Annotated in this window: 32 protein-coding genes and 1 other RNA gene; 9 read left to right on the top strand and 24 right to left on the bottom strand. The window is 69.6% G+C overall.

Annotated elements, in window-relative coordinates; translation table 11 throughout:
• Positions 1–145: 145 nt before the first annotated feature.
• Complete coding sequence (locus Q0568_RS16780; protein ID WP_298868593.1) at positions 146–955, top strand: inositol monophosphatase family protein; 810 nt, start codon at positions 146–148, stop codon at positions 953–955.
• 31 nt (positions 956–986) lie between these two features.
• A complete protein-coding gene (locus tag Q0568_RS16785; RefSeq protein ID WP_298868596.1) occupies positions 987–1,559 on the top strand; it encodes a hypothetical protein in 573 nt (190 codons plus the stop codon).
• A gap of 48 nt (positions 1,560–1,607) precedes the next feature.
• Here the strand turns inward: Q0568_RS16785 and Q0568_RS16790 are convergent, their stop codons facing one another.
• Complete coding sequence (locus Q0568_RS16790; protein WP_298868598.1) at positions 1,608–1,847, bottom strand: hypothetical protein; 240 nt, start codon at positions 1,845–1,847, stop codon at positions 1,608–1,610.
• Positions 1,848–1,928: 81 nt separating this feature from the next.
• On the opposite strand from Q0568_RS16790, the gene Q0568_RS16795 reads away from it, so the two are divergent.
• Both Q0568_RS16795 and Q0568_RS16800 read left to right on the top strand, forming a co-directional pair.
• Positions 1,929–2,546 carry a TetR/AcrR family transcriptional regulator gene (locus Q0568_RS16795; RefSeq protein WP_298868600.1) on the top strand — a complete coding sequence of 206 codons (618 nt, stop codon included), beginning with the start codon at positions 1,929–1,931 and terminating at the stop codon, positions 2,544–2,546.
• 10 nt (positions 2,547–2,556) lie between these two features.
• On the top strand, positions 2,557–2,796 hold the full coding sequence (locus Q0568_RS16800) for a hypothetical protein (protein ID WP_298868602.1): 240 nt from the start codon (positions 2,557–2,559) through the stop codon (positions 2,794–2,796).
• 56 nt (positions 2,797–2,852) lie between these two features.
• Here the strand turns inward: Q0568_RS16800 and ssrA are convergent.
• Positions 2,853–3,222, bottom strand: a transfer-messenger RNA (tmRNA) gene (gene ssrA / locus Q0568_RS16805).
• A gap of 145 nt (positions 3,223–3,367) precedes the next feature.
• Here ssrA and Q0568_RS16810 point away from each other — a divergent pair.
• Positions 3,368–4,027, top strand: coding sequence for an SIMPL domain-containing protein (locus Q0568_RS16810; protein WP_298868604.1), 660 nt, complete (start codon positions 3,368–3,370; stop codon positions 4,025–4,027).
• Between the two features lie 33 nt (positions 4,028–4,060).
• On the opposite strand, the gene hflX is transcribed toward Q0568_RS16810, so the two are convergent.
• The gene (gene hflX, locus Q0568_RS16815; protein ID WP_298868606.1) at positions 4,061–5,569 is read right to left on the bottom strand and encodes a GTPase HflX; all 1,509 of its coding nucleotides are present in this window, start codon (positions 5,567–5,569) and stop codon (positions 4,061–4,063) included.
• A gap of 72 nt (positions 5,570–5,641) precedes the next feature.
• On the opposite strand from hflX, the gene Q0568_RS16820 reads away from it, so the two are divergent.
• Positions 5,642–6,286, top strand: coding sequence for a methyltransferase (locus Q0568_RS16820; protein WP_298868608.1), 645 nt, complete (start codon positions 5,642–5,644; stop codon positions 6,284–6,286).
• Positions 6,287–6,307: 21 nt separating this feature from the next.
• Here Q0568_RS16820 and dapF read toward each other — a convergent pair whose 3' ends face one another.
• The 16 genes from dapF to Q0568_RS16900 form a co-directional block, all read right to left on the bottom strand.
• Positions 6,308–7,180 carry a diaminopimelate epimerase gene (gene dapF / locus Q0568_RS16825; RefSeq protein WP_298868610.1) on the bottom strand — a complete coding sequence of 291 codons (873 nt, stop codon included), beginning with the start codon at positions 7,178–7,180 and terminating at the stop codon, positions 6,308–6,310.
• Positions 7,181–7,190: 10 nt separating this feature from the next.
• Entirely contained in the window at positions 7,191–7,721 is a 531-nt protein-coding gene (locus tag Q0568_RS16830; RefSeq protein WP_298868612.1) for a dihydrofolate reductase family protein, read from the bottom strand.
• 40 nt (positions 7,722–7,761) lie between these two features.
• Positions 7,762–8,676 (bottom strand): tRNA (adenosine(37)-N6)-dimethylallyltransferase MiaA, encoded by a 915-nt coding sequence (gene miaA / locus Q0568_RS16835; RefSeq protein ID WP_298868614.1) that lies wholly within the window; start codon positions 8,674–8,676, stop codon positions 7,762–7,764.
• Between the two features lie 46 nt (positions 8,677–8,722).
• Positions 8,723–10,270, bottom strand: coding sequence for a tRNA (N6-isopentenyl adenosine(37)-C2)-methylthiotransferase MiaB (gene miaB / locus Q0568_RS16840; RefSeq protein WP_298868617.1), 1,548 nt, complete (start codon positions 10,268–10,270; stop codon positions 8,723–8,725).
• 65 nt (positions 10,271–10,335) lie between these two features.
• On the bottom strand, positions 10,336–11,049 hold the full coding sequence (locus Q0568_RS16845; RefSeq protein WP_298868619.1) for a regulatory protein RecX: 714 nt from the start codon (positions 11,047–11,049) through the stop codon (positions 10,336–10,338).
• Positions 11,050–11,090: 41 nt separating this feature from the next.
• Entirely contained in the window at positions 11,091–12,140 is a 1,050-nt protein-coding gene (gene recA / locus Q0568_RS16850) for a recombinase RecA (protein WP_298868621.1), read from the bottom strand.
• A gap of 246 nt (positions 12,141–12,386) precedes the next feature.
• The gene (locus Q0568_RS16855) at positions 12,387–12,608 is read right to left on the bottom strand and encodes a DUF3046 domain-containing protein (protein WP_298868623.1); all 222 of its coding nucleotides are present in this window, start codon (positions 12,606–12,608) and stop codon (positions 12,387–12,389) included.
• 16 nt (positions 12,609–12,624) lie between these two features.
• On the bottom strand, positions 12,625–12,933 hold the full coding sequence (locus Q0568_RS16860; protein WP_298868625.1) for a helix-turn-helix transcriptional regulator: 309 nt from the start codon (positions 12,931–12,933) through the stop codon (positions 12,625–12,627).
• 180 nt (positions 12,934–13,113) lie between these two features.
• Positions 13,114–13,596: a CinA family protein gene (locus tag Q0568_RS16865; RefSeq protein WP_298868627.1), complete on the bottom strand. Its 483-nt coding sequence runs from the start codon at positions 13,594–13,596 to the stop codon at positions 13,114–13,116.
• Positions 13,593–14,168: a CDP-diacylglycerol--glycerol-3-phosphate 3-phosphatidyltransferase gene (gene pgsA, locus Q0568_RS16870; RefSeq protein WP_298868629.1), complete on the bottom strand. Its 576-nt coding sequence runs from the start codon at positions 14,166–14,168 to the stop codon at positions 13,593–13,595. The genes Q0568_RS16865 and pgsA overlap by 4 nt, the downstream gene beginning before the upstream one ends.
• Entirely contained in the window at positions 14,168–16,912 is a 2,745-nt protein-coding gene (locus Q0568_RS16875; RefSeq protein WP_298868631.1) for a DNA translocase FtsK, read from the bottom strand. Before Q0568_RS16875 ends, pgsA begins: the two co-directional genes overlap by 1 nt.
• A 115-nt stretch (positions 16,913–17,027) precedes the next feature.
• Positions 17,028–18,704 (bottom strand): ribonuclease J, encoded by a 1,677-nt coding sequence (locus tag Q0568_RS16880; RefSeq protein ID WP_298868632.1) that lies wholly within the window; start codon positions 18,702–18,704, stop codon positions 17,028–17,030.
• A 58-nt stretch (positions 18,705–18,762) separates the two neighbouring features.
• Complete coding sequence (dapA, locus tag Q0568_RS16885) at positions 18,763–19,740, bottom strand: 4-hydroxy-tetrahydrodipicolinate synthase (protein ID WP_298868634.1); 978 nt, start codon at positions 19,738–19,740, stop codon at positions 18,763–18,765.
• Positions 19,741–19,799: 59 nt separating this feature from the next.
• A complete protein-coding gene (locus Q0568_RS16890) occupies positions 19,800–20,561 on the bottom strand; it encodes an SDR family NAD(P)-dependent oxidoreductase (protein ID WP_298868636.1) in 762 nt (253 codons plus the stop codon).
• Positions 20,561–21,037, bottom strand: coding sequence for a dihydrofolate reductase (locus Q0568_RS16895; protein ID WP_298868638.1), 477 nt, complete (start codon positions 21,035–21,037; stop codon positions 20,561–20,563). Before Q0568_RS16895 ends, Q0568_RS16890 begins: the two co-directional genes overlap by 1 nt.
• On the bottom strand, positions 21,034–21,843 hold the full coding sequence (locus Q0568_RS16900; protein ID WP_298868640.1) for a thymidylate synthase: 810 nt from the start codon (positions 21,841–21,843) through the stop codon (positions 21,034–21,036). Before Q0568_RS16900 ends, Q0568_RS16895 begins: the two co-directional genes overlap by 4 nt.
• A 96-nt stretch (positions 21,844–21,939) precedes the next feature.
• Between Q0568_RS16900 and Q0568_RS16905 the strand changes: the two genes are divergently transcribed.
• The 3 genes from Q0568_RS16905 to Q0568_RS16915 all read left to right on the top strand — a co-directional run bounded on the left by Q0568_RS16905 (position 21,940) and on the right by Q0568_RS16915 (position 23,356).
• On the top strand, positions 21,940–22,365 hold the full coding sequence (locus tag Q0568_RS16905; RefSeq protein WP_298868642.1) for a thioredoxin family protein: 426 nt from the start codon (positions 21,940–21,942) through the stop codon (positions 22,363–22,365).
• Positions 22,362–22,844 (top strand): DUF4395 domain-containing protein, encoded by a 483-nt coding sequence (locus Q0568_RS16910; protein WP_298868644.1) that lies wholly within the window; start codon positions 22,362–22,364, stop codon positions 22,842–22,844. Before Q0568_RS16905 ends, Q0568_RS16910 begins: the two co-directional genes overlap by 4 nt.
• 86 nt (positions 22,845–22,930) lie before the next feature.
• Positions 22,931–23,356: an OsmC family peroxiredoxin gene (locus Q0568_RS16915; protein WP_298868647.1), complete on the top strand. Its 426-nt coding sequence runs from the start codon at positions 22,931–22,933 to the stop codon at positions 23,354–23,356.
• 24 nt (positions 23,357–23,380) lie between these two features.
• Here the strand turns inward: Q0568_RS16915 and Q0568_RS16920 are convergent, their stop codons facing one another.
• The 5 genes from Q0568_RS16920 to Q0568_RS16940 all read right to left on the bottom strand — a co-directional run.
• Complete coding sequence (locus Q0568_RS16920; protein WP_298868649.1) at positions 23,381–23,824, bottom strand: hypothetical protein; 444 nt, start codon at positions 23,822–23,824, stop codon at positions 23,381–23,383.
• Positions 23,821–24,561 carry a 4-hydroxy-tetrahydrodipicolinate reductase gene (dapB, locus tag Q0568_RS16925; RefSeq protein WP_298868651.1) on the bottom strand — a complete coding sequence of 247 codons (741 nt, stop codon included), beginning with the start codon at positions 24,559–24,561 and terminating at the stop codon, positions 23,821–23,823. The genes Q0568_RS16920 and dapB overlap by 4 nt, the downstream gene beginning before the upstream one ends.
• 52 nt (positions 24,562–24,613) lie before the next feature.
• Complete coding sequence (locus Q0568_RS16930) at positions 24,614–25,216, bottom strand: histidine phosphatase family protein (protein ID WP_298868663.1); 603 nt, start codon at positions 25,214–25,216, stop codon at positions 24,614–24,616.
• Between the two features lie 85 nt (positions 25,217–25,301).
• The gene (locus Q0568_RS16935) at positions 25,302–26,330 is read right to left on the bottom strand and encodes an aldo/keto reductase (RefSeq protein WP_298868664.1); all 1,029 of its coding nucleotides are present in this window, start codon (positions 26,328–26,330) and stop codon (positions 25,302–25,304) included.
• Between the two features lie 215 nt (positions 26,331–26,545).
• A partial coding sequence (locus Q0568_RS16940) for a hypothetical protein (RefSeq protein WP_298868665.1) occupies positions 26,546–26,748 on the bottom strand: 203 nt, incomplete at its 5' end.

Consider the following 26,748-nt stretch of genomic DNA (forward strand, 5'->3'; position numbering starts at 1 on the left):
TTACATTACCAGCGGCGCCGGGCCGCACCAAATCGTTCTCGGATCCCGGGCGCGTTGTCAGGGATCCTGTCCGACCCGCGGCATCGTTCTGAGACCGATATACGACCAGCCGTAACGGACGAGCACCCCGGACTATCCTGTTCAGGTGACCGCTCCCCTCACCGCCACTGACTTCAGCGCCGACCTCGCGCTGGCGCTGCGTCTGGCCGATGCGGCCGATGCGCAGTCCCTCCCGCGCTTCGACGCGGCCGACCTGCAGGTGTCCCTCAAGGCCGACCATTCGCACGTCACGGATGCCGATCTCGCCACCGAGCGGGCCATCCGGGAGATCCTGCACGCGGAGCGCCCCGGCGACGGCATCCTCGGCGAGGAGTACGGCACCGAGGGCGACACGAGCCGGCAGTGGATCATCGATCCCATCGACGGCACCGCCAACTTCCTGCGCGGCGTGCCGCTCTGGGGCACCATGATCGCCCTCGCCGTCGACGGCGACCCGCAGGTGGGCGTGGTGAGCATGCCCGCTCTCGGGCGCCGCTGGTGGGCATCCGCCGGCAACGGCTCCTGGACCGCCACGAGCGGCGAGCCCCGCCGGATCTCCGTGTCGGGCGTCGACTCCCTCGACGACGCCAGCGTGAGCTTCCAGAGCATCTCCCAGTGGGCGGATGCCGGGAAGCTGCCGGAGCTCATGGCCCTGACCGACCGGGTCTGGCGCGACCGCGCGTACGGCGACATCTTCAGCTACATGCTGCTGGCCGAGGGGCGACTCGACATGGTCGCCGAGTTCGACGTCAAGGAGTACGACATCGCGGCGGCTGTCCCCATCGTCCGCGAGGCCGGCGGACGGATGACCTCGTTCGACGGCGAGGACACCCTGTCCGCGTTGTCGGCACTGGCCAGCAACGGCATCCTGCACGCCTCGTTCCTGTCCCTGTTCCGCGACGTGCAGCGCTCCTGAGCGCTGCACGCACCCCTCCCCCACGGATCACATGAAAACTCGACTCCCCCTCGCTGCCTGCGCGCTGCTGGCCGCGCTCTCCCTCGCCGCCTGCAGCGGGGCGACCCCACCGCCGCCCACCGCGTCATCGAGCGCAGAGCCCGCCCAGACGCCGAAGGCCACTGTCGCGACCCAGCCCGCCGACGACGCTTCGCACCCGCGGGCCGCCGCGCCCACCTGCGACACCCTCGTCACCAAGGGCACGGTCGATGCGCTGAAGTCGCAGGGCTGGACGTCGAAGCAGCAGGAGTTCCAGATCGGCGACGTCCCGGTCACCGACGGCCTGGAGTGCCTCTGGGCCGACTTCAGCACGGCATCCGACCACGGCCAGATCTACGCGTGGGGCCTGCTGGATCCTGCGAAGGCACGCACGGCCCAAGCAGGCCTGCAGGCAGACGGCTGGGTTCGCTCCAGCAAGGGCGATTCGGTGTTCTACACCGAGGATCCGGACTACGCGATCGCCAAGGACGACGAGGGCTTCGGGATGACCTACGAGTTCGGGGACGGCTGGGTGAAGTTCTCGGACACCAAGCAGGGACTGGTTCTGATCACCTGGGGTCAGTGACGCTCGGGCGCCACGAGGCGGTGCCGCGCTGAGCGCGGCACCGGACGATCACTTGTCGCCGCGCTGCTTGTTCCAGTTGTCGGAGCGGCGGGTGGCGGAACCGCGCTGGCGCATGCCGTACGCGAGGGCGAGGCTCACCAGGATGATGCCTGCGGAGAAGACGAAGCCCTGACCCTCCGGAACGCTCCATGCCAGGCCGAACAGGTAGAAGCCGCCCAGGAACAGAACCATGAACACGATGAAGTCGACCACGTCGAACGCCTCTCGATCGTCGGATAACCACTCCATCCTAGTCGAGTCCGGGCCCGCGCCCACGACGGAATCGAACCGGCGCCGGGCTAGATTTGATCACATGGCGAGGATGACGCGATGACGAGCACCGCAGGCGGCGTCCGCCGTGGGCGCCCGGGCTATGACCGGGCCGACATCATCCGCGCCGGCGTCGAGCTGTTCAACGAGCAGGGCTACGACGCCACATCCGTCTCCGACCTGACCGGGCACCTGGGCCTCAGCAAGGCGGCGCTGTACCACCACGTCGACTCCAAGGAGCAGATCCTGCAGGTCGCGCTGGAGGATGCCTTGGGCGGCCTGGAGCACGCGCTGGCGGATGCCCTGCGGCATCCCACCGCCTCTCAGCGGCTGACGGCGATCATCCGCGGTGCCGTGCTGGTGCTCACCGAACGCCAGCCTCAGGTGACGCTGCTGCTGCGCCTGCGCGGCAACAGCGACATCGAGACCGCGGCGCTGGCACGCAGGCGCCGCTTCGACCACACCGTGACCGATCTCGTGCGCGCCGCGCAGTCCGAGGGGCTCGTGAGACAGGATCTGGATGCCGGCGTCGCGACGCGCCTGATCTTCGGCATGATCAACTCGCTCGTGGAGTGGTACCGCGCCGACGGCCCCGTCGAGCCGGAACGGCTGGCCGACGACGTCCTCGCGGTCGCGCTGAGCGGGCTCGCGCCGCGGGCGCCCTCCGCGCGGGCATAGTCTGGGAGCCGTGCTCACAGGTCGAATCCGCCCGTCCGAAACCCGAACCCTCGACCTCCCGCCGATGGACCTGACCGATCTGATCCGCGAGGTGCACGCCGCCACTCCCGAGGGGTGGGACGTGAAGGACGCGCGAACGCAGAGCATCTACCGGATCGCGCCGATCAAGGAGATCACCGCGGAGACCCGCGAGGCCCTCGACGCGCAGATCCCCGAGGGATGGATGCTGCTGAGCATCCTGGTCGACTGACCCCGGACGCAGCAGAGCCCCGCATTCCTGCGGGGCTCTGCTGCGGTGACAACGGCTTGTGGAGCTGGGGGGAATCGAACCCCCGTCCGACGCTGATCATCCACGTCTTCTCCGGGCGCAGTCTGTGAAAGCGTTCTGCTCGGCTCCGACCTTTGCCACAGACATCCAAGTCGACGAGCCCAGCCTGGGAAGAGTCCCACGTGACGTCCAGACGCCGTCACGCAGCGAGATTCCTAGATGACGCCAGGATCCGTACCGGAATCACATACGGTCTGACGGACTATCGGGCTCGCTTATGCAGCGAGGGCGAAGTCGTTGCGCTTTGCATTGGCAACTATTTTTTCGCAGGGGGCGTTCACGAGATAACCCTGCATCCTCGGCCCGCTTCCCGTCGATACACAGACGCCGTCGAAACCGATCAGCCCCGTGCACCTTCTTGCGAAGGAGCCGTTGTCACTCTGTGGAATTACCAGATCGGATGCTGTCGCACCCGAGCATCACAGGTTACAACGTATTCCCGCCTCGCGCCATTCCACGCCCGGCGTCGGCGCCGTGCCGTACAGTCGCACCCATGAGCGAAGTCATCATCACCGTCCGCGGCGAGCACGAGCTGCGCGTCGCCCCCGAGCGCGCCACCGTCCGCCTGTCGGTGGCCTTCGACGGGCCCGACCGGGCGGATGTCGTGGAGCGGACGCTGGCGGCGGCAGAGCCTGTCAGAACGGGGCTGGAGGCCCGCAGGAGCTCGACCGCGGTCACCGAGTGGACCAGCCAGCGTCTGAGCGTGTACGCGGACCGGCCCTGGAACAGCGACGGCCGACGGCTCGCCCCGGTGTACCGCGCCTCGATCGACTTCACCGGCACCTTCGCGGACTTCTCCGAGCTGTCGGTGTGGGTCACCGAGCTCACCGCGCAGGACGGCGTGAGCATCGGCGCCATCGACTGGCACCTCACGCCCGAGACGGAGGCGGAGGTGGAGCGGGAGGTCGCCACGCGGGCCGTGGGCGTCGCCGTCTCACGAGCACGCGCCTACGCCGAAGCCCTGGGGCTGACGACCGTGACGCCGCTGGAGATCGCCGACCGCGGACTCATCTCCGAGGGCGCACCCGTCATGCCCAAGGCGATGATGGCGCGCAGCGCCGCCATCGCAATGGACTCCGGCCCGTCGCTGGAGTTCCAGGGCGAGGAGATCACCGTCTCCGCGACCGTGGAGGGCCGCTTCGCCGCCAGCTGACGCGTCGATCGCAGACGACGGATCGGATCTTGATCAGCCGACGGCGTAGGGCGCGAGCTCCGCGGCCAGGCGCTCGGACACGTGCGCGTGCACGAGCGTGCCGGCCTCCTCGTGCTCGGCCGAGAGCAGCACCCCGGTCTCGTGCACGGCGGAGACCAGGTCTCCGCGGTCATAGGGCACGAGCGCGGTGATCTCGACGGCCGGCAGCGGCAGCATCCGCTCGATGGCCGCGCGCAGCTCGTCGATGCCCTCGCCGGTGCGGGAGGAGACGAAGTGCGCGTCGGGCGCCAGCCCGCGCAGCACGAGGCGCTCATCCTCGTCGACCAGGTCGGCTTTGTTGAACACGACGATCTCGGGGATGTCGCGCGCACCCACGTCGCCCATCACATCGCGGACGGTCTGCAGCTGCGCGGAGGGGTCGGGGTGGGAGCCGTCCACGACGTGCACGATCAGGTCGGCCTGGCCGACCTCCTCGAGCGTGGAGCGGAACGCCTCGACGAGCTGGTGCGGCAGGTTGCGCACGAACCCGACGGTGTCGGTGAGCGTGTACACCCGCCCGTCGTGCGCCTCGGCGCGGCGGACGGTGGCGTCCAGTGTCGCGAACAGCGCGTTCTCCACCAGCACCCCGGCGCTGGTGAGCGCGTTCAGCAGGCTGGACTTGCCGGCGTTGGTGTAACCGGCGATGGCCACCGACGGGATCGTGTTGCGCTTGCGCTCGGCGCGCTTGGCGTCGCGCGCCGGCGCGAACTCGCGGATCTGGCGGCGCAGCTGCGCCATGCGGGTGCGGATGCGACGGCGGTCCAGCTCGATCTTGGTCTCACCGGGTCCGCGCGAGCCCATGCCCGCTCCCCCGGCGCCGACCTGACCACCGGCCTGACGGCTCATCGACTCGCCCCAGCCGCGCAGACGTGGGAGCAGGTACTCCAGCTGCGCGAGCTCGACCTGCGCCTTGCCCTCGCGGCTCTTGGCATGCTGACTGAAGATGTCGAGGATCACCGTGGTGCGGTCGATCACCTTCACCTTCACGACGTCCTCCAGAGCGCGGCGCTGGCTTGCCGCGAGCTCGGTGTCCGCGATCACGGTGTCCGCACCGACCGCGGCGACGATGTCCTTCAGCTCCTGGGCCTTGCCCCGGCCGAGGTAGGTCGCCGGATCCGGATGCGGCCTGCGCTGCAGCAGCCCGTCGAGGACGGCCGCTCCCGCGGTCTCGGCGAGGGCCGCCAGCTCGCGCAGCGAGTTCTCGGCATCGTCCTGAGACCCCTGCGGGTAGACGCCCACCAGCACCACGTTCTCCAGCCGCAGCTGCCGGTACTCGACCTCGGTGACATCCTGCAGCTCGGTGGACAGTCCCGCCACCCGGCGCAGCGCGTGACGATCATCCAGCTCCCACTGGTCGCCGTCGCCCGCGGCGTGCGACACCGTCGCCTCGTCCTGCAGGGCCTGAGCGGCGCCGAACACTCTCGCCTCCGTGCGGGATTCGGCGTGCGCGAGCACTCGATCCACGGCATCCGATGCGGTGCCCCGGTCGTTCGTCTTCGTCATCTAGTCCTTTTCCTCAGCGGAATCTGGTCAAGGCGCCTTAACCTTAGCGCCGCCGTCCGGTACGCTCACTGCATGCCGTCCGACCACTACTTCAGCGCGGCCCCGGCAAGTGCAGAGAACCTGCGCACCATCAACGTCACCCTCGCGGGGCGTGAGCTGGAAGTCACCACGGCAAGTGGAATCTTCAGTCCCGATCGCCTGGATGCCGGAACGGCCGTGCTGCTGTCCAACATGCCTCCCCTGCCTCCCAGCGGTGATTTCCTCGACCTCGGCTGCGGCTGGGGCCCGATCACCCTGACCATGGCGCTCTCATCGCCCCACGCCACGGTGTGGGCGGTCGACGTCAACGAGCGGGCCCTGGATCTCGTGCGACGCACTGCCGCGTCGCTGGGCCTCGACAATGTCAACGCCGTCACGCCCGACGATGTTCCCGACGACGTGGTGTTCCGCACGATCCGCTCGAACCCGCCGATCCGCGTCGGGAAGAGCATCCTGCACGACATGCTTCAGCGCTGGATCCCGCGACTCGACGAGCGCAGCGACGCGTGGCTGGTCGTGCAGCGCAATCTCGGATCGGACTCCCTGCAGCGCTGGATGGCGGCGACGTTCGATTCGAGCTTCAGCGTGCACCGTGCCGCCACGGGGCGCGGCTACCGGGTGCTGAAGGTGCGCAGGCACGGCAACCCGCCGACCGCACCCATCGCCATCGCCGAGTAGCGCGGGCGCACGCCGAGAGCCTCAGGCGAGGTCGATCTCGCCGCGGAACACCAGCTGCGCCGGGCCGGAGAGCGCCACGTGCTCGCCGTCCTCGGCCGGGAACATCCGCACGCCCAGGGTGCCGCCCGGAACCTCCACGCGCCACTCGTGCGGTGCGCGCTCGCCCGCCCAGTGCCGCACGGCCAGTGCCGAGGCGACAGCGCCCGTGCCGCAGCTGAGGGTCTCCCCCGAGCCGCGCTCGTGCACGCGCATGCGCACGCGCCCGACGCCGTCACGCACCAGCGGCTCTCCGGGCACGACGAACTCGACGTTGGCACCGTCGGCGGGTGCCGGCTCGAGGATCGGAGTCGGGTTCAGGTCGAGGCCCGCCAGCTCCTCCTCGGATGCCAGCGCGACCACGACGTGCGGGTTGCCGACGTCGATGCCGAGCCCAGGGCGCGCGACGGACAGCCCCGCCGCGCGAGCCAGCGGCTCGCCGCCGGCCAGGCGCCACCGGCCCATGTCCACCTGGTAGCCGGTCTGGCTGCGCAGCACATCGCGCACGCCGGCGCGCGTGCCGATCGGCAGCGTCGAACCCGGCTCCAGCGAGGCCAGCCCCGAACGCAGCAGGTAGTGCGCGAACACGCGGACGCCGTTGCCGCACATCTCCGACACCGAGCCGTCGGCGTTGCGGTAGTCCATGAACCACTCGGCGTCGGGCTCCTCGGCGAGTGCCGCCGCGCCCTCGGAGATCGCCGTGGAGCGCACCACGCGCAGCACGCCGTCGGCTCCGACGCCGAAGTTGCGGTCGCACAGCGCGCGCACCTGCTCGGGCGTCAGGTCGAGAGCGCCGTCGGCATCCTCGATGATCACGAAGTCGTTGCCGGTGCCGTGCCCCTTGGTGAATGCGACCATGGGAACCAGTCTATTCAGCGCGGAGCACCCGGTAGCGTCCGCACAGGAAGCTGCGGTTGCGCGCCACGTCGATGAGCTCCAGATCGAGCGCACGCGGCAGCACGGGGGCGCCCGCGCCGAGGGTGACCGGCGCGTACTGGATCCACACCTCGTCGAGCAGCCCGGCATCCGCGAAGGATCCCACCAGCTCTCCCCCGCCGACGATCCAGAGGTCCTTCCCCGCCGCCCGCTCGGTCATCTCGGCGTGCACCTGTCGCACATCGGCCTGCGTGAGCCGGATGTCGGCTCCGTCCGGCAGCTCGAGCTCGCGATGCGAGAACACCCAGGCCGGCAGCGTGTAGCCCCAGCCGTCGTCGTCGTGGCGCATGATCCATTCGTAGGTGTGCGCACCCATCGCCATCGCTCCGAGCCCTTCGCGGAACCCCGGATACGCCATCGGGCCGTCGTCGTCGATGTCCTGCTTGAGCAGCCACTCCAGCGACTCGTCGACGGTCGCGATGAACCCGTCCAGGCTGGAGGCCGTGTAGTAGTGGGTGGTCATCACTCCATGGTGCATGAGGCCGCCGACATCGGCCAGACCCTCATGAACGGGCGAGGACCGCTGCGGCATCCGCAGCGCCGCTCTCGACCCATCGGATGCCCGGATACCGTTTGAACCAGGACACCTGCCGGCGTGCGTACCGGCGGGTCAGCGCCTGAGTCTCGGCGATGGCCTGCCGCTCGGTGGCGTCGCCCCTCAGCTGCGCCAGCGCCTGCGCGTAGCCGATGGCCCGGGATGCCGTGACGCCGCGCTCCAGACCCTGCTCGCGGAGAGCGGCGACCTCCGCCAGCATCCCGTCGCGCCACATCCCCTCGACGCGGCGGTCCAGTCGCTCCACGAGCACGTCCCGCGGCGTGCTCATGCCGACGATGCCGGTGGCCGGATGCCAGAGCTCGGGCTTCTCGGGGAGCGCCGCACCGTGGGTGGCTCCGCCTGACTCGAGCACCTCCAGCGCGCGGACCACGCGCCGGCCGTTGCGCGCGTCGATGCGCGCGGCCGTCGCGGGGTCCTGCGCCTTCAGCCGCTCGAACAGCGCGCCCGCACCGGACTCCTCGAGCTCCGCCTCCAGGCGTGCGCGCACGGCGGCATCGCGCGGCGGGAAGCGGAAGTCGAAGATCACGCTGGAGACGTACAGGCCCGATCCCCCGACGAGGATCGCGTCACCGCCGCGGGCGTGGATCCCGGTGATCGCCTCGCGCGCCAGCGGCTGGTACCACGCCACAGCCGCTTCCTGAGTCGCCTCCCGCACGTCGAGCAGGTGGTGCGGGATGCCGCGGCGCTCGGGCATGCTGAGCTTCGCCGTGCCGATGTCCATGCCGCGGTACAGCTGCATGGCATCCGCATTGACGATCTCCGCAGGGTTCCCCTGCGCCCGCAGCGCCTCGGCGAGCTGCAGCGCGAACTCGCTCTTGCCGGTTCCGGTCGCTCCGACGACCGCCCAGACTCGCGCGATCATCGCTGCCCGCCCTGCTCGGCGAGCGAGTGCAGCGCAGGGATGCCGGTCACACCCCGGCGCGCAGGGTCGGCAGGCCCAGCGAGACCGGACGCCCGGCACCGGAATCGCCGTGCGCGGGAACGCCGCAGCTGGCCGCCTGCGCACCCTCCCAGGCGTCGCCGCCGCGGGTGCGCCGGATGCGCAGGGGCGCACCGGTCGGATCGTCGGCCAGCAGGTGGAACGGCGCGCCGTGCGTGACGGTGACCGTCACCATGTCGCCGGGACGGGGAAGCTCGGAGCCGGGCGTCACCTCGAAGTGCACCAGGCGGTTGTCCTGCGCGCGTCCGGTGAGGCGGTGCGTCTCGGCATCCTTCTTGCCCTCGCCGACCGAGACCAGGACCTCGACCTCGCGGCCGACCTGCTTCTCGTTCTCCTCCAGCGAGATGCGCTCCTGCAGGGCGGTCAGGCGGTCGTAGCGCTCCTGCACGACCTCCTTGGGCACCTGGTCCGCCATGGTCGCGGCGGGCGTGCCCTCGCGGATGGAGTACTGGAACGTGAACGCGCCCGAGAAGCGGGCCTGCTCGACCACGCGCAGGGTGTCCTCGAAGTCCTCGTCGGTCTCGCCGGGGAAGCCGACGATGATGTCGGTGGTGATGGCCGCGTCGGGCATGCGCTCGCGCACGCGGTCGAGGATGCCGAGGAAGCGGGCGCTGCGGTAGGAGCGGCGCATGGCCTTGAGGATGCGGTCGCTGCCGGACTGCAGCGGCATGTGCAGCTGCGGCATGACGTTGGGGGTCTCGGCCATCGCCGCGATGACGTCGTCCGTGAAGGCGGCAGGATGGGGGCTGGTGAAGCGCACGCGCTCGAGGCCCTCGATCTCGCCGGTGGCCCGCAGCAGCTTGCTGAAGGCCTGGCGGTCGCCGAACTCGACGCCGTAGGAGTTCACGTTCTGGCCGAGCAGCGTGACCTCGAGGGCGCCGTCCTCGACCAGCAGCCGGATCTCGTTCAGGATGTCGCCTGGGCGACGATCCTTCTCCTTGCCGCGCAGGCTGGGCACGATGCAGAACGTGCAGGTGTTGTTGCAGCCCACCGAGATCGACACCCACCCGCTGTGCGCGGAGTCGCGCTTGGTGGGCAGGGTGGACGGGAACACCTCGAGTGACTCGAGGATCTCCAGCTGGGCCTCGTGGTTGTGACGCGAGCGCTCGAGCAGGCCGGGAAGCGAACCCATGTTGTGCGTGCCGAAGACCACATCCACCCACGGCGCTTTGTCGAGCACGGCCTGCTGGTCCATCTGCGCCAGGCAGCCGCCGACGGCGATCTGCATTCCTGCATGCTTGTCCTTGCGGGACTTCAGGTGCCCGAGCGTGCCATACAGTTTGCCCGCGGCGTTGTCGCGGACGGCACAGGTGTTGATGATGACGATGTCGGCATCCTCGCCGTCACCCGCGGCTACATAGCCCGCACTCTCCAGCGACCCGGCCAGCCGCTCGGAGTCGTGCACGTTCATCTGGCAGCCGAAGGTGCGGACCTCGTAGGAGCGTCGGCGACCGTCGGCATCGATCGCTGCCGGTGAGGCCGCGATGATCGTCGGTTCGGAGGAGAGAAGAGACATGATCCAGCCATTCTACGATCCGCAGGAAGCGGAGGGCTCTCCGGCGGCGCTCGATCGGCTGCTGTTCAGTCCGAGTCGACGAACCGCACGCCGCTGCGACCGCTCCCGGCTTCGCGAAGCGCCGTGCGGGCCGCGTTCATCGCGACCGATCCGCCATAGCCGCGTCGGGCCAGCTGGCCCAGCAGACGCCGCAGCGCAGTGTCCGGCTCGAGCCCGGACATGCTCGATGCCTTGCCGCGCGCGTAGTCCAGCGCGCGCTCCGCGTCGTCGTCGGGGAGCTCGCCGAGCACGTCGTCGACGATGTCACGCGGGATGCCGCGCTGAGCGAGCGAGCGGGACAGAGCGATCCGCCCCTGTCCCTTGCGCTCCACGCCGGACGTGACCAGCAGCTCGGCCAGGGTGCGATCGTCGAGGTAGCCGCGGTGCAGGAACTCGTCGATGATCGACTCGGCGACCTCGCGGTCGACGTCGGTCATGCGCAGTACGGTGCGTGCCTCCGAGACGGAGAGCTGCTTGCCGCGCAGCTTGCGCACCAGCACCTCTTCGGCACGGGCGCGGAGCTGCTCGGAGTCGTCCTCCGCAGAGGGCTCCCCGGCCTCGGGACCGGCCTTCGACGGAGCGGGCTCAGCGCGAACGGATCCCGAACGATGCGAACCGTCCATCAGCCCGGAGGGCCACTGATCGGCCTCGGCCTCACCCCGCCGGCCGCTCCTGTTCGCGGCATGAGCGGGGTGAGCCGACGACGGCCCCCGGCGATCGCCGCCGAAGAGCGGGATCACGGGGGCGAGGTGCTCCTCGCCCCCTTCCCGGTGCCCTGACATCACGCCGGGCGACGCTCGGCGAGCTCGTCAGCCGGCGCCTCGACGGCCGCCGGCACACCGATGCCGAGCTTCTGCTTGATCTGCGTCTCGATGTCGAGGGCGATGTCCGGATTCTTGATCAGGAAGTTGCGGGCGTTCTCCTTGCCCTGGCCGAGCTGGTCGCCGTCGTAGGTGTACCAGGAGCCGGACTTCTTGACGATGCCGTGCTCGACGCCGAAGTCGATCAGGCTGCCCTCTCGGGAGATGCCGATGCCGTACAGGATGTCGAACTCGGCCTGCTTGAACGGCGGTGCCATCTTGTTCTTGACGACCTTCACGCGGGTGCGGTTTCCGACCGCCTCGGCGCCGTCCTTCAGCGTCTCGATGCGGCGGATGTCCAGTCGCACCGACGCGTAGAACTTCAGCGCCTTTCCACCGGCCGTGGTCTCCGGAGATCCGAAGAAGACGCCGATCTTCTCGCGCAGCTGGTTGATGAAGATGGCGGTGGTCTTGGTCTGGTTCAGGCCACCGGTGAGCTTGCGCAGCGCCTGGGACATGAGTCGAGCCTGCAGGCCGACGTGCGAGTCGCCCATCTCGCCCTTGATCTCCGCCTCGGGCACCAGCGCCGCGACGGAGTCGATCACGACCAGGTCGATCGCGCCGGAGCGGATCAGCATGTCGGCGATCTCCAGCGCCTGCTCGCCCGTGTCGGGCTGGGAGACCAGCAGCTGGTCGATGTCGACGCCGAGCTTCCGGGCGTACTCCGGGTCGAGCGCGTGCTCCGCGTCGATGAAGGCCGCGATGCCGCCCGCGCGCTGGGCGTTGGCGATGGCGTGCAGCGTGAGCGTGGTCTTTCCCGAGGACTCGGGGCCGTAGATCTCGATGATGCGGCCGCGAGGCAGACCGCCGATGCCGAGTGCGGAGTCCAGCGCGATGGACCCGGTGGGGATGACCTCGACGGGGGCGCGCTCGTCGCTGCCCAGTCGCATGATCGATCCCTTGCCGAACTGGCGCTCGATGTGCGCGAGTGCGGAATCCAGTGCCTTCTCGCGGTCGTCGGTGGATGGCATGACGTGCTCCTCAATGTCTCGGATGCTGCCGCCTGTAGGCTGTCGCGGCCACTCCGGGATGGGGTGACTCTGCGACAAGGCGCATGGCTTGTGCCACATCCATCACGGTAGGAGGTGCCACCGACATCGCGTCGGCGGAACAGCCCGCTGTGGAGAGAAATCGCACATCGACCACTTGTGCAGAACGATACGCGCTCATCGAACGCATCTTCGACGACACGCCGAATGCGAATACCGAAGATTCGTTCAGCGGCGCTTCGGCTCGAGCTGTCCCACGCCGTAGCGGCGCTCGGCGGGCACGTCCGCGTCCTCGCACAGCGCCAGCCAGATGTCCCTCGGCGGCACGCCGGCATCCAGCGCCTCCAGCGCCGTCAGTCCGAGGCCGCTGAGGATCAGGTCGTGCGTGACCGAGACCGCGCGCGCGCCGAACTCGTCGTCTACGGCGCGCAGGAACTCGCTGCGTCTCATGCCGGTGCGCTGCCGCTCAGTGCAGCGACAGCTCGGGCTCGACCGAGGCGACCAGGTCGTCGGGGACGACGTCCGGGAAGCCGCTGATGCCCTCGAGCACCGAGATGCGGTCGCCGACCTCGCGCATGATGGTCGAGATGGGAACATCCAGCGCGTCCGCGACAGACGCGAGGATCTCGCTGGAGGCCTCCTTCTGGCCGCGCTCCACCTCGCTCAGGTAACCGAGGGCGACGGACGCCTTGCTGGCCACCTGGCGCAGCGTGCGACCCTTCTGCAGGCGGAAGTCCCGCAGCACATCGCCGATCTCCTGTCTGACAAGGATCATCGGAACCTCCTCTCCCCGGTTCCCCTCGGAGCACCGCCCGAGTGGATCGCCAGTCTAACCCGACTGGACGATGTTGAATCTACTGTTTCACGCTGTGCTTCAGTTGTGAGGGAATCTTCGGCAGTGGACCTGATGTGTCGTCGAATGAGCACATCGTCTGCAACCGCCGATCTGCACCGGCTATTCCCGTACAGTCTCCAGTGCCAGGGCGATCGCGGCATCCGTCGCCTGCTGCCGGACCTCGGCTCGAGTGCCGGCGAACACGTGCAGCCGTGAGATGCGCTCGCGCGGCGTGACCACGCCGACATGGACGGTGCCGACGGGCTGCCCATCAGGCGAATCGGGACCGGCGATGCCCGTGGTGGAGATCCCGACGTCTGCCGCGCGTCCGTCGACCGCGACGACCCGGCGGATGCCGTCGGCCATCTGCACGGCGACCTCCGCGTGCACGGGGCCGTGCCGGGCCAGCAGATCGGCATCCACGCCCAGCACCGTGTGCTTGACCGGGGTCGCGTACGCGACCACCGCACCCCACAGCGCGGCGGAGGCGCCGGGCACGGACACGATCTCGGCGGCGACCGCTCCCCCGGTCAGCGACTCCGCGACGCCGAGCGTCCACCCTCGCGCCCGCAGCGCGCCGATCAGCTCCGCCGCATCGCTCATGCCGCGCTCCGCCGGCCGCGCACCTGCGCGACGATGTAGTCGATGCCGCTGGCGACGGTGAGCGCGAGGGCCGCGATCATGAGCACCAGCGTCACGGCCGTCCAGACCGGCATCCCGATCCACACGTGCAGCGGCAGCAGCGCCCAGCCGAGGGCGACGCCCTGCACGGTGGTCTTGATCTTGCCCGTCCAGGCCGCCGCCACCACGTGCTCGTGCACGATCATCAGCCGGTGGACGGTGATGCCCCACTCGCGGACCAGGATGACGATGACGATCCACCACGGCACCTCGCCGAGGATCGCGAGGCCGAGGAAGCCGGCGCCCGTGAGCAGCTTGTCGGCGATCGGGTCCCACAGCTTGCCGAAGTCGCTGACGAGCTCGTACCTGCGCGCGAGGTAGCCGTCGACCCAGTCCGTGGAGATGGCCAGCACGAACAGCGCACCGGCGACCCACCGCATGGCCAGGTCGGCCGAGCCATCGGTCCCCGCCAGGAGCAGGAGGACGAAGAACACGATCGCCAGCGGGATGCGGGCGATCGTGATCGCATTCGGGAGCTGCCGGGGGATCGCCATCAGTCGCGGCCCGTCAGGCCCCAGGCGTCCTCGTCGCCGTCGTCCTCGCTCTCCACGACCGGCATGCCCTCGAACTGCTGCTCGACGGGGTCGTGCCCGTACGGGTCGTGCTCGACAGCGGCGGGCGCTGCCGGTGCGGCCGGCTTCTGCGCCGGCACATCGTCGCCCCGGAGCTTGGCGATGACCATGGGCAACTGCTCGGCGGTGACCAGCACGTCGCGGGCCTTCGACCCCTCGGACGGTCCGACGATCTCGCGGGACTCCAGCAGGTCCATCAGGCGACCGGCCTTGGCGAAGCCCACGCGCAGCTTGCGCTGCAGCATCGAGGTCGAGCCGAACTGCGACGAGACGATGAGCTCGGCGGCGGCCAGCAGCAGCTCGAGATCGTCTCCGATGTCCTCGTCGACGTGCTTCTTCTTCGCCTCGGCCGACTCCTGCACGTCGGCACGATACTCGGGCCGCGCCTGGTGCGTGACGTGCTTGACGACGGCCGCGATCTCGCTCTCCTCGACCCACGCGCCCTGCAGTCGGAACGGCTTGGAGGACCCCATCGGCGAGAACAGGGCGTCACCCTGGCCGATGAGCTTGTCCGCCCCCGGCGAGTCCAGGATGACCCGGCTGTCCGTGACGCTGGTGACGGCGAACGCCAGCCGGGACGGCACGTTGGCCTTGATCAGACCGGTGACGACGTCGACGCTGGGTCGCTGCGTCGCCAGCACGAGGTGGATGCCGGAGGCTCGGGCCAGCTGCGTGATGCGGACGATCGAGTCCTCGACGTCGCGCGGGGCGACCATCATCAGGTCGGCCAGCTCATCGACCACCACCAGCAGGTAGGGATACGGCTTGAGCACCCGCTCGCTGCCGGCCGGCAACTGGATCTCACCGTTGCGCACGGCCTTGTTGAAGTCATCGATGTGGCGGTACCCGAACGACGCGAGGTCGTCGTACCGCATGTCCATCTCCTTCACGACCCACTGCAGCGCCTCGGCCGCCTTCTTGGGACTCGTGATGATGGGGGTGATCAGATGCGGCACGCCCGCGTAGCTGGTGAGCTCCACGCGCTTGGGGTCGATGAGCACCATCCGCACATCCGCCGGACGGGCGCGCACCAGCAGGCTCGTGATCATCGAGTTCACGAAGCTGGACTTTCCGGACCCGGTGGAGCCGGCCACCAGCAGGTGCGGCATCTTGGCGAGGTTGGCGACGACGATCTTGCCGCCGACGTCCTTGCCGACGCCGATGGTCAGCGGATGCGTGCTCTTCTGCGCCGCGGGCGAGCGCAGCACGTCGCCGAGGGCGACGGTCTCCTTGTCGACGTTGGGGATCTCGATGCCGATGGCGCTCTTGCCGGGGATCGGCGAGAGGATGCGCACGTCGTTGGAGGCCACGGCGTAGGCGAAGTTGTTGCTGAGCTGCAGGATCTTCTCGACCTTGACGCCCAGTCCCACCTCGACCTCGTACTGCGTGACCGTCGGGCCGCGCGAGAATCCGGTGACCTTGGCGTCCACCTTGAACTGCTCGAGCACGCTGGTGATCTGCGCGATGGTGTGATCGGTGGCATCCGACCGCGTCACCGGCGGCGGACCCGCCTTGAGGATCGTGGTGGGCGGAAGCACGTAGGGTGCGGCGGGAGGCTGCGGGCCACCCGCGCCCGGGCCGTTCGTGCCGAAGCCGTCCAGTCCCGGCAGCTCGCCCGTGGAGCCCTCGTCGTCCAGCAGCGCGGTCGTGTTCTGCTCGCCGAGCCCGCCGGTCAGCGCGCTGATGTCGGTGAGCACCTCGGTGGCGGCGTCGTGGATGTCGTCGTCGACGAGCACGGCCTGATCGTAGGCGCCCTCTCCCGTGGCCTCCTCGAACAGTGCCGTGATGGCCTGCGACGAGTCCCCGTCGTCGGGATCCTCCTCGCGGCCGGTCCTGTTGCGCCGCCACCAGGGCAGCGAGTCCTTGCCGTCCTCGTCGTCCTGCGGAGCCTCGTCGACGGCGGCCGCATGCAGCGGGCGCTCCGCGCCGAACATCCAGGCGTACAGGTCGCCCAGCCTCTCGCCGATGCGGTTCGGGGGCGTCTTGGTGAGGATGAGGATGCTGAGCACGGTGAGCACGGCCAGCACGATGTACGCGACCACCGGCGTCAGGTGCGCGAGCGGCTCCCCCAGCAGCCAGCCGAACAGGCCGCCGGCGGCGCTGAGTGCGGGCATCCCGTCCTTGGGCTGCGGACGCACGAGATCGCCGGCCGCGCCGACGGTGCCGGAGGCGACATGGCAGAAGCCCGCCATGGCCAGGGTGAAGAATCCGAAGCCGATCCCGATCCGCCCGTTGTCGTTCACGGATGCCGGATGCCGGAACAGCCAGCCGGCCAGGAGCAGCAGCAGCACGGGCAGCACGAACGCCACGCGGCCGACGATCAGTCCGAAGGTGTAGGCGCTGACGGTCTGCGCGACCGGCTCGCCGATGAAGAACCACTCCACGACCGCACCCGCGCAGGCCAGCAGCACCAGGAAGAACGGGAAGCCGTCGCGCCGCTGATCCTTCTCGAGCGCCTCGGGGCCGAATGCACGGAACAGGCCTCCGACGACATGGGCGAGTCCGAGCCACATGCGCACGATGACCGGCGGCTTGTCTGCGGCGTCGACGTACTTCTTCGGCGCGGGGGCGGACTTCGGCTTGGAGGCGCGCGAGGTCGTCTGCCGCTTGGATCGCGACGCGGGCGTCGTCGACGCGCGCTCAGACTTCGTGGTGCTCCTGGCCATGTGTCCACGGTACGGCCAGGTGCCGACATCCGCCCGCAATGACGCGGGTTTCCGCGGATTCCGGATGCGCAGAGGCCCGCCGACCATCAGGTCGACGGGCCTCTGCGGACGTCGCTCAGGCCTCGATGATCAGCGGGACGATCATCGGGCGACGACGCAGCTTCTGGTTGACCCAGCGGCCGATCGTGCGGCGCACGATCTGCGAGAGGGCGTGATTGTCGCGCACGCCGTTGCCTGCGGCCTCCTTGAGCGCTGCGACGATCTTCGGGGTGACGTCGTCGAAGACGCTGTCGTCCTCCGCGACGCCGCGGGCGTGGATCTCCGGGCCGGAGATGATGCGCCCGGTGGCGGAGTCCACCACGACGATGACGGACACGAAGCCCTCCTCGCCGAGGATGCGACGGTCCTTCAGGTCGGCATCCGTCACGCCGCCGACGGAGGAGCCGTCGACGTACACGAACCCGATGTCCAGCTGACCGGCCACGGTCGCCTTGCCGTCCTTCAGGTCGACCACGGTGCCGTTGGAGCCGATGATCGTGTTCTCGGCCGGGATGCCGGTGCTCTGCGCGAGCGCGGCGTTGGCGAACAGGTGACGGTACTCGCCGTGCACGGGCAGCACGTTCTTGGGCGTGAGGATGTTGTAGCAGTACAGCAGCTCGCCGGCCGCGGCGTGTCCGGAGACGTGCACCTTGGCGTTGGCCTTGTGCACCACGTGCGCGCCGAGCTTGGTCAGTCCGTCGATCACGCGGTACACGGCGTTCTCGTTGCCGGGGATCAGGCTGGACGCCAGGATGACGGTGTCGCCGGGGCCCGGCTCGATGGCGTGGTCGAGGTTGGCCATACGGCTGAGCACGGCCATCGGCTCGCCCTGCGAGCCCGTGGACATGTAGACGATCTTGTCGTCGGGCAGGTCGCGGGCCTTCTTGTAGTCGATGAGCACGCCGTCCGGCACGTGCAGATAGCCCAGCTGCTCGGCGATCGTCATGTTGCGCACCATGCTGCGGCCCAGGAACGCGACCCGCCGGCCGTGGGCGGCCGCGGCGTCGATGACCTGCTGCACGCGGTGCACGTGGCTGGAGAAGCTCGCCACGATCACGCGGCGCGGCGCCTTCGCGATGACCTGGTCCAGGACCGGCCCGATGGAGCGCTCGGTGGGCGTGAAGCCCGGCACGTCCGCGTTTGTGGAGTCGACGAGGAACAGATCCACGCCCTCGTCGCCGAGACGTGCGAAGGCGCGCAGGTCGGTGATGCGTCCGTCCAGCGGCAGCTGGTCCATCTTGAAGTCGCCGGTGGCCAGCACGAGGCCGGCAGGGGTGCGGATGGCGACGGCCAGCGCGTCGGGAATGGAGTGGTTGACGGCGATGAACTCCAGGTCGAACGGGCCGACCTTCTCCTTCTGCCCCTCCTTGACCGTGAGGGTGAAGGGCTTGATGCGGTGCTCCTTGAGCTTCGCCTCCACCAGTGCGAGGGTGAGCCCGGAGCCGATCAGCGGGATGTCGTTCTTCAGGCGCAGCAGGTACGGCACCGCGCCGATGTGGTCCTCGTGGCCGTGCGTGAGCACGACGCCGACGACGTCGTCGAGCCGGTCCTTGATGGGCTCGAAGTCGGGCAGGATCAGGTCGACGCCCGGCTGGTACTCCTCGGGGAACAGCACGCCGCAGTCGACGATCAGCAGTTTCCCGTCGAATTCGTACACGGTCATGTTGCGCCCGACCTCGCCGAGACCGCCGAGCGGGAACACGCGCAGCGTGCCCTTGGCGAGCGGTTCGGGAGCGGAAATGGGGATGGACATTCAGTCTCCTCAATCGGACACCCCGTGCCCGATAGTGCAGTTCAGCGCAGTGGTGCGCTCATCGTGTGGTGCCTGGCACCTTCGGCAGTGCGCCGCCGGCGGCCGCGTTGCGGTCGGGGCGGAAGTTCGAGAAATCGGCGCCGGGGACGTCGCGGACCAGTGACAGCTCATCCTCGATGATCGCCGCCTCCCACTCCTCCGGGCCCACCAGCGGCAGCCGCACACGCGGGCTGCCGATCCGGCCGAGGCCGTGCAGGATGTACTTGGTCGAGACGGTGCCGGGGATGTGGGTCATCACCGCGCGCACCAGCGGCTCGAGGCGCTGGTGCTCGGCGGTGGCCGCGGCGAGGTCGCCGCGGTTCACGGCATCCACGATGGTGCGGTACGGGGCTGCGGCGATGTTGGCCGTCACGCCCACCAGGCCCGTCGCGCCGATGGCCAGGTGCGGGAGCACGTTGGCGTCGTCGCCGGAGAAGTACATCAGGTCGGTCTGGTTCAGCACCCGGCTGACCTCGCTGAACTTCCCCTTCGCGTCCTTGACGGCGAGGATGTTCGGGTGCTTGGCCAGGCGCAGGATGGTCTCGTACTCGATCGGCACGCCGGTGCGCCCGGGGATGTCGTAGAGCATCATCGGCAGATCCGTGGCATCCGCCACCATGCGGAAGTGCGTCAGGACGCCGGCCTGGGTCGGCTTGTTGTAGTACGGCGTGACGACGAGGATGGCGTCGGCGCCGGCCTTGGCGCTGTCGCGGTACAGCTGGATGGCGTGCGCGGTCTCGTTGGACCCGCCGCCGGTGATGATCTTGGCCCGGCCCGCGGCGACGTCCTTGCCGACCTCGACCAGGCGGATCTTCTCCGGGTCGGTCAGCGTGGAGGTCTCGCCGGTGGTCCCGGTGACGAGGATGCCGTCGACGCCCGCGGTGATCACGTCGTCCATGTGCTTCTCGACGGCGGGCCAGTCGACCTCGCCGTCGGCGGTCATCGGAGTGACCAGCGCGACGATGACCTGCCCGAAGGGGTTGTCCGTGTGCGTCATGGCATCCAGATTATCCCGTCGCGGGCGCCGTGATGAGCCGGTGACCGCGATAATCCGTGTCAGACCCGTCCGCGACGGGCCACGCCCGCCGTGAGAGAGCTCGGCAGCACGCGCGTCAGAGCGACGATGACCTTGTACCGCAGCGACGGGATCGACACCGCCTTCCCGCGCGCGGCGTCCCGCAGTCCTTCCCGCACGACGAGCGGGGCGTCCAGCCACATCAGCGCGGGAACGCCCTCGTGCCCGGGTTCCAGCCCCATCCTGGAGTGGAAGGTGGTGTGCGTGAAACCGGGGCACACGGCCGTGACGGTCACTCCGTCCGCGGAGTACTCGTTGTTCGCCCAGCGGCTGAAGCCGATCAGCCAGCCCTTGCAGGCCGAGTACGTCGAGCGGGAGATGAAGCCGGCGACGGATGCCACGTTGACGATGCGCCCGCCCCGTCCACGCATCGCGCGGATGCCGGCGTGCATGAGCCGCATGGACGCCTCCACGTGCACGCGGAGATGACGCACCTCGTCATCGATGTCGTTGTCGGCGAACTGCAGCGGCAGTCCGAATCCGGCGTTGTTCACCAGCAGGTCGATCGGATGCCCGGCATCCGCGACCCGATCGGCGACGCGAACGACCTCGGCCTCGACCGACAGATCGGCGGTGACCACCTCGACAGCCACACCGTGCCGCGTGCGCAGCTCCGCGGCGAGGGTCTCCAGGGCATCCGCGCCACGGGCGACCAGCACGAGGTCGGCGCCCTTCGCCGCCAGCTGGCGGGCGAACTCGGCGCCCAGGCCCGCGCTGGCTCCGGTGATCAGTGCGGTGGGCATCAGCGCTGGTACCCCAGGAAACGGAAGCGGATGCCGGTGCGGGAGAGCTGCCACTCCCCCTCGTCCACCAGACGCCAGCCTGCTCGCGAGGGTGCGAAGGCGTCGCCGTCGTCGACCTCCAGATCGAGCTCGGTGACCTCGAGCCGATCGGCACGATCGATCACCGCGCCGAAGATCTGCGAGCCGCCGATCACCCAGACATCGTCCAGGCCCGCCAGCGCCTCCTCGACGTCCGCCGCAGGGCGCACGCCGTCGGCCGTCCACGCAGCCTGCCGCGTGATGACGATGTTCTCCCGGCCCGGCAGCGGACGGAACCGCTCCGGCAGCGAGTCCCAGGTGCGCCTGCCCATGACGACGGGGGCTCCGAGGGTGATCTGCTTGAAGTGCGCGAGGTCCTCGGGCACGTGCCACGGCATCCCGCCCGAGGCGCCGATGACCCCGCCGTGCGCCTCCGCCCAGATCAGGCCGAGCGTCATACCGCGACCGCCGCGCGGATGGCCGGGTGGTGCTGGTAGCCCTCGACGGAGAAGTCCTCGTAGGCGTAGTCGAGGATCGAGTCCGGCGTGCGAGCGAACGTCAGCGTCGGATACGGGTACGGCTCGCGGGTGAGCTGCTCGCGCACCTGCTCGACGTGATTATCGTAGATGTGGCAGTCGCCGCCGGTCCAGACGAAGTCGCCGGGTTCGAGACCGGTCTGCTGCGCCACCATGAGCGTCAGCAGCGCATAGGAGGCGATGTTGAACGGCACGCCGAGGAACAGGTCGGCGCTGCGCTGGTAGAGCTGGCAGGACAGCTTCCCGTCGGCGACATAGAACTGGAACAGCGCGTGGCACGGCGCCAGCGCCATGTCCGGGATGTCGGCCGGGTTCCACGCCGACACGATCAGCCGACGGGAGTCGGGTGTGGCGCGGATCTGGTCGATCACCTGCGAGAGCTGGTCGATGTGCGCACCGTCGGGCGCGGGCCAGCTGCGCCACTGCACGCCGTACACCGGGCCGAGGTCGCCGTCGGCATCCGCCCACTCGTCCCAGATGGTGACGCCGTGCTCCTGCAGCCAGCGCACGTTGGAGGAGCCTTGCAGGAACCACAGCAGCTCGTACGCGATGGACTTGAAGTGCACGCGCTTGGTGGTGATCAGCGGGAACCCCGCGGACAGATCGAAACGGATCTGCCGGCCGAACACGCTGGTTGTTCCGGTTCCGGTGCGGTCGTCCTTGTGCGTGCCGTGCTCCAGCACGTCGCGGAGCAGGTCTTCATAGGGCGTGGGGACGGCGGCGCTCATGCCTGCAACGATACCTGCGACAGCGCGGCAGGGGGTGGATCGTCATGCTCTGTCACATCCGGCCCCGCCCCCGGCAGACCGACTTATCGTGGGGGCATGCCCTTCTTTTCCGCCCTGATCGCGCTGGCGGCGCTGATCGCGGTCGCCGTCGTGGCCGGGGTGATCTGGCGTGCCCGAGACGGCCGCCGCCGTCGCGGTTCGGATGCTGTGGATCTGACAGACCTCGGCGTCACCGTCGGCCGGGTCGCGCTCGTGCAGTTCAGCACCGAGACCTGCGCGCGCTGCCCGCAGGTGCGCAGGATGCTGCAGGGCATCGCATCCGCTCATCCCGGCGTCGAGCACGTCGACGTCGACCTCACCCACCGCCCGGATCTCGCTGCACGGCACCGCGTGCTGAGCACCCCGACGACGTTCGTGATCAGTGCGGACGCCGCGCTCGTCGCGCGGTTCAACGGCGCACCGCGCCGCGCCGACGTCGAGGCCGTGCTGACCGAGCTCCCCGCCCTTCAGGAGGCATCATGACCGACTCCGCACCCGCCCGCGGCATCGACCCGCGTGCTCCGCGCTTCGGCGCGACCACCACGTCGGTGCTGCTGCTGGTGGCGACATTCCTGGGTCTGGTCGAGATCGGCGGTTCCCGCTTCAGCGCGGCGTTCTGGCTGGCTCTCGTCATCGCCGCGCTGTTCCTGTGGAGTGTGCTCTCTCCCAGGACCGCGCCGTGGGGCGTGCTGTTCCGCAAGGCGGTTCGCCCGCGTCTGGCGCCGCCGGCCGAGCTGGAGGATCCGCGTCCGCCGCGCTTCGCGCAGGGCGTGGGGCTCTTCGTCGTCGCCGTGGGCCTGATCCTGCATCTGGCGGGGGTGCCGCTGGCCCTTCCGATCGCGACAGCCATGGCGTTCATCGCCGCCTTCCTGAACGCCGCCTTCGGCTTCTGCCTGGGCTGCCAGCTGTACCTGCTGCTGCAGCGCGCCGGCCTGGTCGGCCGCGCCGCTCCGGCAGCCTGAGCACAGTACCGGAGGACCCTCCGGGTGGGTAGGCTTGCGGAGCGACGCGAACCCGCGCCCCGCAGAATTCCACCTCTGGAGGAACCATGGCCATCACCAGCGAAGCCGCCGCCACCTGGACCGGATCACTGATGGAGGGTTCGGGCACCGTCGCGTTCTCGAGCTCCAACCTGGGCACCTTCCCCATCGACTGGAAGGCGCGCAGCGAGGGCTCGGACACCACCACGACGCCCGAGGAGATGATCGCCGCCGCGCACGCCTCGTGCTTCAGCATGGCGCTCTCGCACGCGCTGGCCGAGAACGGCACCCCGCCCGAGCGCGTCAACGCCTCGGCATCCGTCACGTTCAAGCCCGGCACCGGCATCACCGGCAGCCACCTCAACGTCAACGCGACCGTGCCCGGCATCACCCCGGAGAAGTTCCAGGAGATCGCGGAGGGCGCGAAGACCGGATGCCCGGTGTCGCAGGCCCTCGCCGGCATCGAGATCACCCTCGAGGCCAGCCTGGCCTGATCCGGCCCCGCTGTCTGGCGGGTTCTAGGGGCGCACGCGGGCGAGACGGATGGCCTGGCGGATGCTGACACGCGCGTCCTTGCGGCGTCCGGCAGCATCCTGCACGACGCCCAGGCGGTAGTGCGCGCGCCAGTCCTCGGCATCCGCCTGCGCGGCGCTGGTGTACTGCTCGATCATCGGCTCGACGTCCTCACGGCGCAGACGCCCGCTGGGCGTGAGCTCGGCCGGAGCCTCAGGCATGCCGCCCTCACCGTCCAGCTGTCTCCCCAGCCGGTCGGCCGCGTAGCCGAACACCAGTTCGCGGATCATCGCCCACGCGCCGATCGGCGCGATGACGATCAGCGCCACGCCCATCCCGATCGACACGGCGGTGCCGCCGCGGAGGAACAGCACGGCGAACCACACCGCGACCACGATGTACAGCAGCAGGGCGGCGCCCATCACGGCGACGCCGATGCGCGAGGTCACGAGCGCGCGCCGAGGTCGATGACGTTCTCCAGTCCGACGACCAGCTCGCGCGCGTCGCGGGCGAAGGGCAGCGCCAGCCGGATGCCTGGTGCATAGGCCGCCGCGGAGTCGACGGTGTCGTGCACGATGGTGAGCGTCTCGCCCGCACCGGAGAGGATCGCCTCCTGCCGGGCGATCACGCCGGGGCGACGCAGCGAGTGCACGGGGATGCCCGACACCTGCTGCCCGCGGGCCCGCTGGTCCACGTGCGGCGCGTGGAACGGGCCCTCGGCCTCGCGGGCGTCGGCCATCAGCTCGGCCGTGCGCACCGCGGTGCCGCTGGGCGAGTCGATCTTGGTGTCGCGATGCGTCTCGATGATCTCCGCGAACGGGAAGAACCGCGCGGCGGTGGCCGCCAGGGCCGTGCCCAGTGCGGAGCCGATGGAGAAGTTGGGGATGAACACCACCCCGGTACCGGCGGATGCCTGCAGCGGACGCACCAGCGAGATGCGCTCCTGCGACCAGCCGGACGTGCCGATGAGGATGTTGATGCCGCGTTCCAGCGCCGCGCGCACGACCTCCACGCTGACCGCCGGCGTGGAGGCGTCCACGATCAGATCCGCGCCGTCGAGCTCGCCGAGGTCGCTGGCCGAGCCGAGCACATTGCGCACCTCGAACCCGTCGAGGTCATCGATCACCCCATGGATGATGCGCCCGAGCTTGCCTGTTCCGCCGACGAGGGCGACCTGAGTCGTCATGCGTCCAGTCTAGATTCGCCGAGACCAGGGCCAGGCCGCATGACGGCGCCGTTCACACCGAGGCGTAGTCGGGAAGCCCGGTGCGCAGCTCCATGGGCAGGTGGCCGAGGTCGTTGTGGCTGAGCAGCGACCACGGCCTGCCCTGCTTCTGCGCGATCACGGTCAGGCCGCAGTGCGCCTGGTTCAGGGTCATCCAGCGCCAGTCCGGTGCGCCCAGCACCTCGCGCACGAACCAGGAGATGACGAAGTTGTGGGTGATGAGCACCTCGTGCACCTCGCCGTGACGGCGCCGCAGGAACTCCCCCGTGGCATCCGCCATCTGCGCGCGCCCCGCCTCGATCTCCGCGTCGCTGACGGAGCCGAAGAACGGCTCGTACGCGGCGGGAGTGTCCTCGGTCATGCCGGTCGGCACGCAGTCGAACAGCAGGGCCGACGGCTGCGGATCCACGGACGGCAGCCGCTCCGCGATCGCACGTGCCGTCTCGGCCGCGCGCAGCAGCGGCGAGTGCCACACGGCGTCCAGCGGAAGGCCGGAGAGCCGATCGGCGATGTGCTCGGCCTGACGCTGTCCTCGTGGTGAGAGGGGTCCGTCATCGATGCCGTACTCGGCATCCTGATGTTCACCGTGTCTGACCAGATATATGTAGTGCGTCACAACCCTGCTCGCTTCATGCCGCGGCACCGCGACGCCTCCAGCTTAGGACACGCTGCCGACGTCGCGGCATCCACGTGCCGCGAGCTCAGGCGCTTGCGCGGCTCAGCTCGGCGAGCTGGGTGCGACTGAGCGTGACCCCGGCGCCCTGCATCAGTTCGTCGACGTGCGCCTCTGCGAAGGCGTTCACGATGGGCGCGACGATCGTGCGCTGCGCGAGCAGCCACGCGATGGACACGGCCGCGACGGGTACGGAGAGCTCCGCCGCGACGAGGTCCAGCGCACGAAGCACGCGGATGCCGCGGCGGTTCAGCTGGTTGCGCAGCTGCTGGCCGCGCACGCCCGCGACGGCCGCCTTGCTGCGGTGCTGACCGGACAGGAACCCGTGCTCCAGAGCATGGGAGGGCGTCACAGCCAGGCCCTGCGCGTCGGCGACGAGACGCAGGTCGCCCTCGAACTCCTGGCGCCGCACCAGGTTGTACGGCTCGTCGAGCACGTGCAGGCGCGGATAGCCGGCGGATGCCAGGATGCGTGCCTCGACCAGCCGCTCCGGTGCGAAGCGGAAGCCGCCCACGGCCGAGATCTTGCCGGCGTCCCGCAGCCACTCCACGGTGGCCAGCGTGTCCTCCAGATTGGTGGCGTCGTCGTCCAGGGACGCATCCAGGTACAGCACATCGATCCGCTCGGCGCCCAGTCTGGTCAGCGAGCCCTCAACGGCCCGCACGAGGTTGACCGAGCCGAGACCGGGGTTGTCGGCGTGCGATCCCACTCGCACGCTCAGCACGACCCGATCGCGGGCGCCGCGGGAGCGCAGCCACTGGCCGATGATGTGCTCGCTGCGTCCCCCGGAGAACCCGTCCGCGGTGTGGATCGCGTTGCCGCCGTACTCCAGGTAGCGGTCGAGCAGCACGTGGCTCGTCGGCAGGTCGACGTTCCAGCCGAACTCGGCGGCGCCCAGCATGAGCGGGAACACCGAGAAGCCCGTCTCGCCCAGCGGCACGCGGATGCTCTCCCCCACACCGGGGCCGATCACGGGGATCGGGGCGGACGGATGCTCATCGAGGGCTGCCTCAGGGCGCGGCTGCCGTTCGGCCGTGCCGTTCGAGAAGAGCCTCATCCCTCACCCCCGTGAGAATCCTGCGATCACGCACCCCCGTGCGTACTGACAGGCTAAGCGACGGCGCAGGCGGTATCGGCCGGGACCGGGGCGTGCGTCGCAACTTCTCGTAACGATCCGGTCACGTCCGATGATGAAGAGCCCGGTGGCATGCGATCTCTCGCACGCCACCGGGCTCTTTCGGCCGGATGCCGGTTCAGCGGCATCCGCTCGGATCACGCCTCAGCGGGCTCCGCGGCCTTCTCGGCCTCGGCCGGAGCCTCCTCGAGCACGGGCTCGAGGGACAGCTTGCCGCGGTCGTCGATCTTCGTGATGCGCACCAGCAGCTTCTGGCCGACCGAGAGCACGTCTCCGACGTCCTCCACGCGCTTGCCACCGGCGAGCTTGCGCACCTCGGTGACATGCAGCAGGCCGTCCT

Source organism: uncultured Microbacterium sp., assembly GCF_937927635.1.
Lineage (GTDB): Bacteria > Actinomycetota > Actinomycetes > Actinomycetales > Microbacteriaceae > Microbacterium.

Excerpts from the sequence above, each read along its gene's own strand:
- Q0568_RS16785 (WP_298868596.1), top strand. The coding sequence starts at position 987 with ATGAAAACTCGACTCCCCCTCGCTGCCTGCGCGCTGCTGGCCGCGCTC.
- Q0568_RS16790 (WP_298868598.1), bottom strand. The coding sequence starts at position 1,847 with ATGGAGTGGTTATCCGACGATCGAGAGGCGTTCGACGTGGTCGACTTC.
- Q0568_RS16795 (WP_298868600.1), top strand. The coding sequence starts at position 1,929 with ATGACGAGCACCGCAGGCGGCGTCCGCCGTGGGCGCCCGGGCTATGAC.
- Q0568_RS16810 (WP_298868604.1), top strand. The coding sequence starts at position 3,368 with ATGAGCGAAGTCATCATCACCGTCCGCGGCGAGCACGAGCTGCGCGTC.
- hflX (WP_298868606.1), bottom strand. The coding sequence starts at position 5,569 with ATGACGAAGACGAACGACCGGGGCACCGCATCGGATGCCGTGGATCGA.
- Q0568_RS16820 (WP_298868608.1), top strand. The coding sequence starts at position 5,642 with ATGCCGTCCGACCACTACTTCAGCGCGGCCCCGGCAAGTGCAGAGAAC.
- dapF (WP_298868610.1), bottom strand. The coding sequence starts at position 7,180 with ATGGTCGCATTCACCAAGGGGCACGGCACCGGCAACGACTTCGTGATC.
- Q0568_RS16830 (WP_298868612.1), bottom strand. The coding sequence starts at position 7,721 with ATGACCACCCACTACTACACGGCCTCCAGCCTGGACGGGTTCATCGCG.
- miaA (WP_298868614.1), bottom strand. The coding sequence starts at position 8,676 with ATGATCGCGCGAGTCTGGGCGGTCGTCGGAGCGACCGGAACCGGCAAG.
- miaB (WP_298868617.1), bottom strand. The coding sequence starts at position 10,270 with ATGTCTCTTCTCTCCTCCGAACCGACGATCATCGCGGCCTCACCGGCA.
- recA (WP_298868621.1), bottom strand. The coding sequence starts at position 12,140 with ATGCCATCCACCGACGACCGCGAGAAGGCACTGGATTCCGCACTCGCG.
- Q0568_RS16855 (WP_298868623.1), bottom strand. The coding sequence starts at position 12,608 with ATGAGACGCAGCGAGTTCCTGCGCGCCGTAGACGACGAGTTCGGCGCG.
- Q0568_RS16860 (WP_298868625.1), bottom strand. The coding sequence starts at position 12,933 with ATGATCCTTGTCAGACAGGAGATCGGCGATGTGCTGCGGGACTTCCGC.
- Q0568_RS16865 (WP_298868627.1), bottom strand. The coding sequence starts at position 13,596 with ATGAGCGATGCGGCGGAGCTGATCGGCGCGCTGCGGGCGCGAGGGTGG.
- pgsA (WP_298868629.1), bottom strand. The coding sequence starts at position 14,168 with ATGGCGATCCCCCGGCAGCTCCCGAATGCGATCACGATCGCCCGCATC.
- Q0568_RS16875 (WP_298868631.1), bottom strand. The coding sequence starts at position 16,912 with ATGGCCAGGAGCACCACGAAGTCTGAGCGCGCGTCGACGACGCCCGCG.
- Q0568_RS16880 (WP_298868632.1), bottom strand. The coding sequence starts at position 18,704 with ATGTCCATCCCCATTTCCGCTCCCGAACCGCTCGCCAAGGGCACGCTG.
- dapA (WP_298868634.1), bottom strand. The coding sequence starts at position 19,740 with ATGACGCACACGGACAACCCCTTCGGGCAGGTCATCGTCGCGCTGGTC.
- Q0568_RS16890 (WP_298868636.1), bottom strand. The coding sequence starts at position 20,561 with ATGCCCACCGCACTGATCACCGGAGCCAGCGCGGGCCTGGGCGCCGAG.
- Q0568_RS16895 (WP_298868638.1), bottom strand. The coding sequence starts at position 21,037 with ATGACGCTCGGCCTGATCTGGGCGGAGGCGCACGGCGGGGTCATCGGC.
- Q0568_RS16900 (WP_298868640.1), bottom strand. The coding sequence starts at position 21,843 with ATGAGCGCCGCCGTCCCCACGCCCTATGAAGACCTGCTCCGCGACGTG.
- Q0568_RS16905 (WP_298868642.1), top strand. The coding sequence starts at position 21,940 with ATGCCCTTCTTTTCCGCCCTGATCGCGCTGGCGGCGCTGATCGCGGTC.
- Q0568_RS16910 (WP_298868644.1), top strand. The coding sequence starts at position 22,362 with ATGACCGACTCCGCACCCGCCCGCGGCATCGACCCGCGTGCTCCGCGC.
- Q0568_RS16915 (WP_298868647.1), top strand. The coding sequence starts at position 22,931 with ATGGCCATCACCAGCGAAGCCGCCGCCACCTGGACCGGATCACTGATG.
- dapB (WP_298868651.1), bottom strand. The coding sequence starts at position 24,561 with ATGACGACTCAGGTCGCCCTCGTCGGCGGAACAGGCAAGCTCGGGCGC.
- Q0568_RS16935 (WP_298868664.1), bottom strand. The coding sequence starts at position 26,330 with ATGAGGCTCTTCTCGAACGGCACGGCCGAACGGCAGCCGCGCCCTGAG.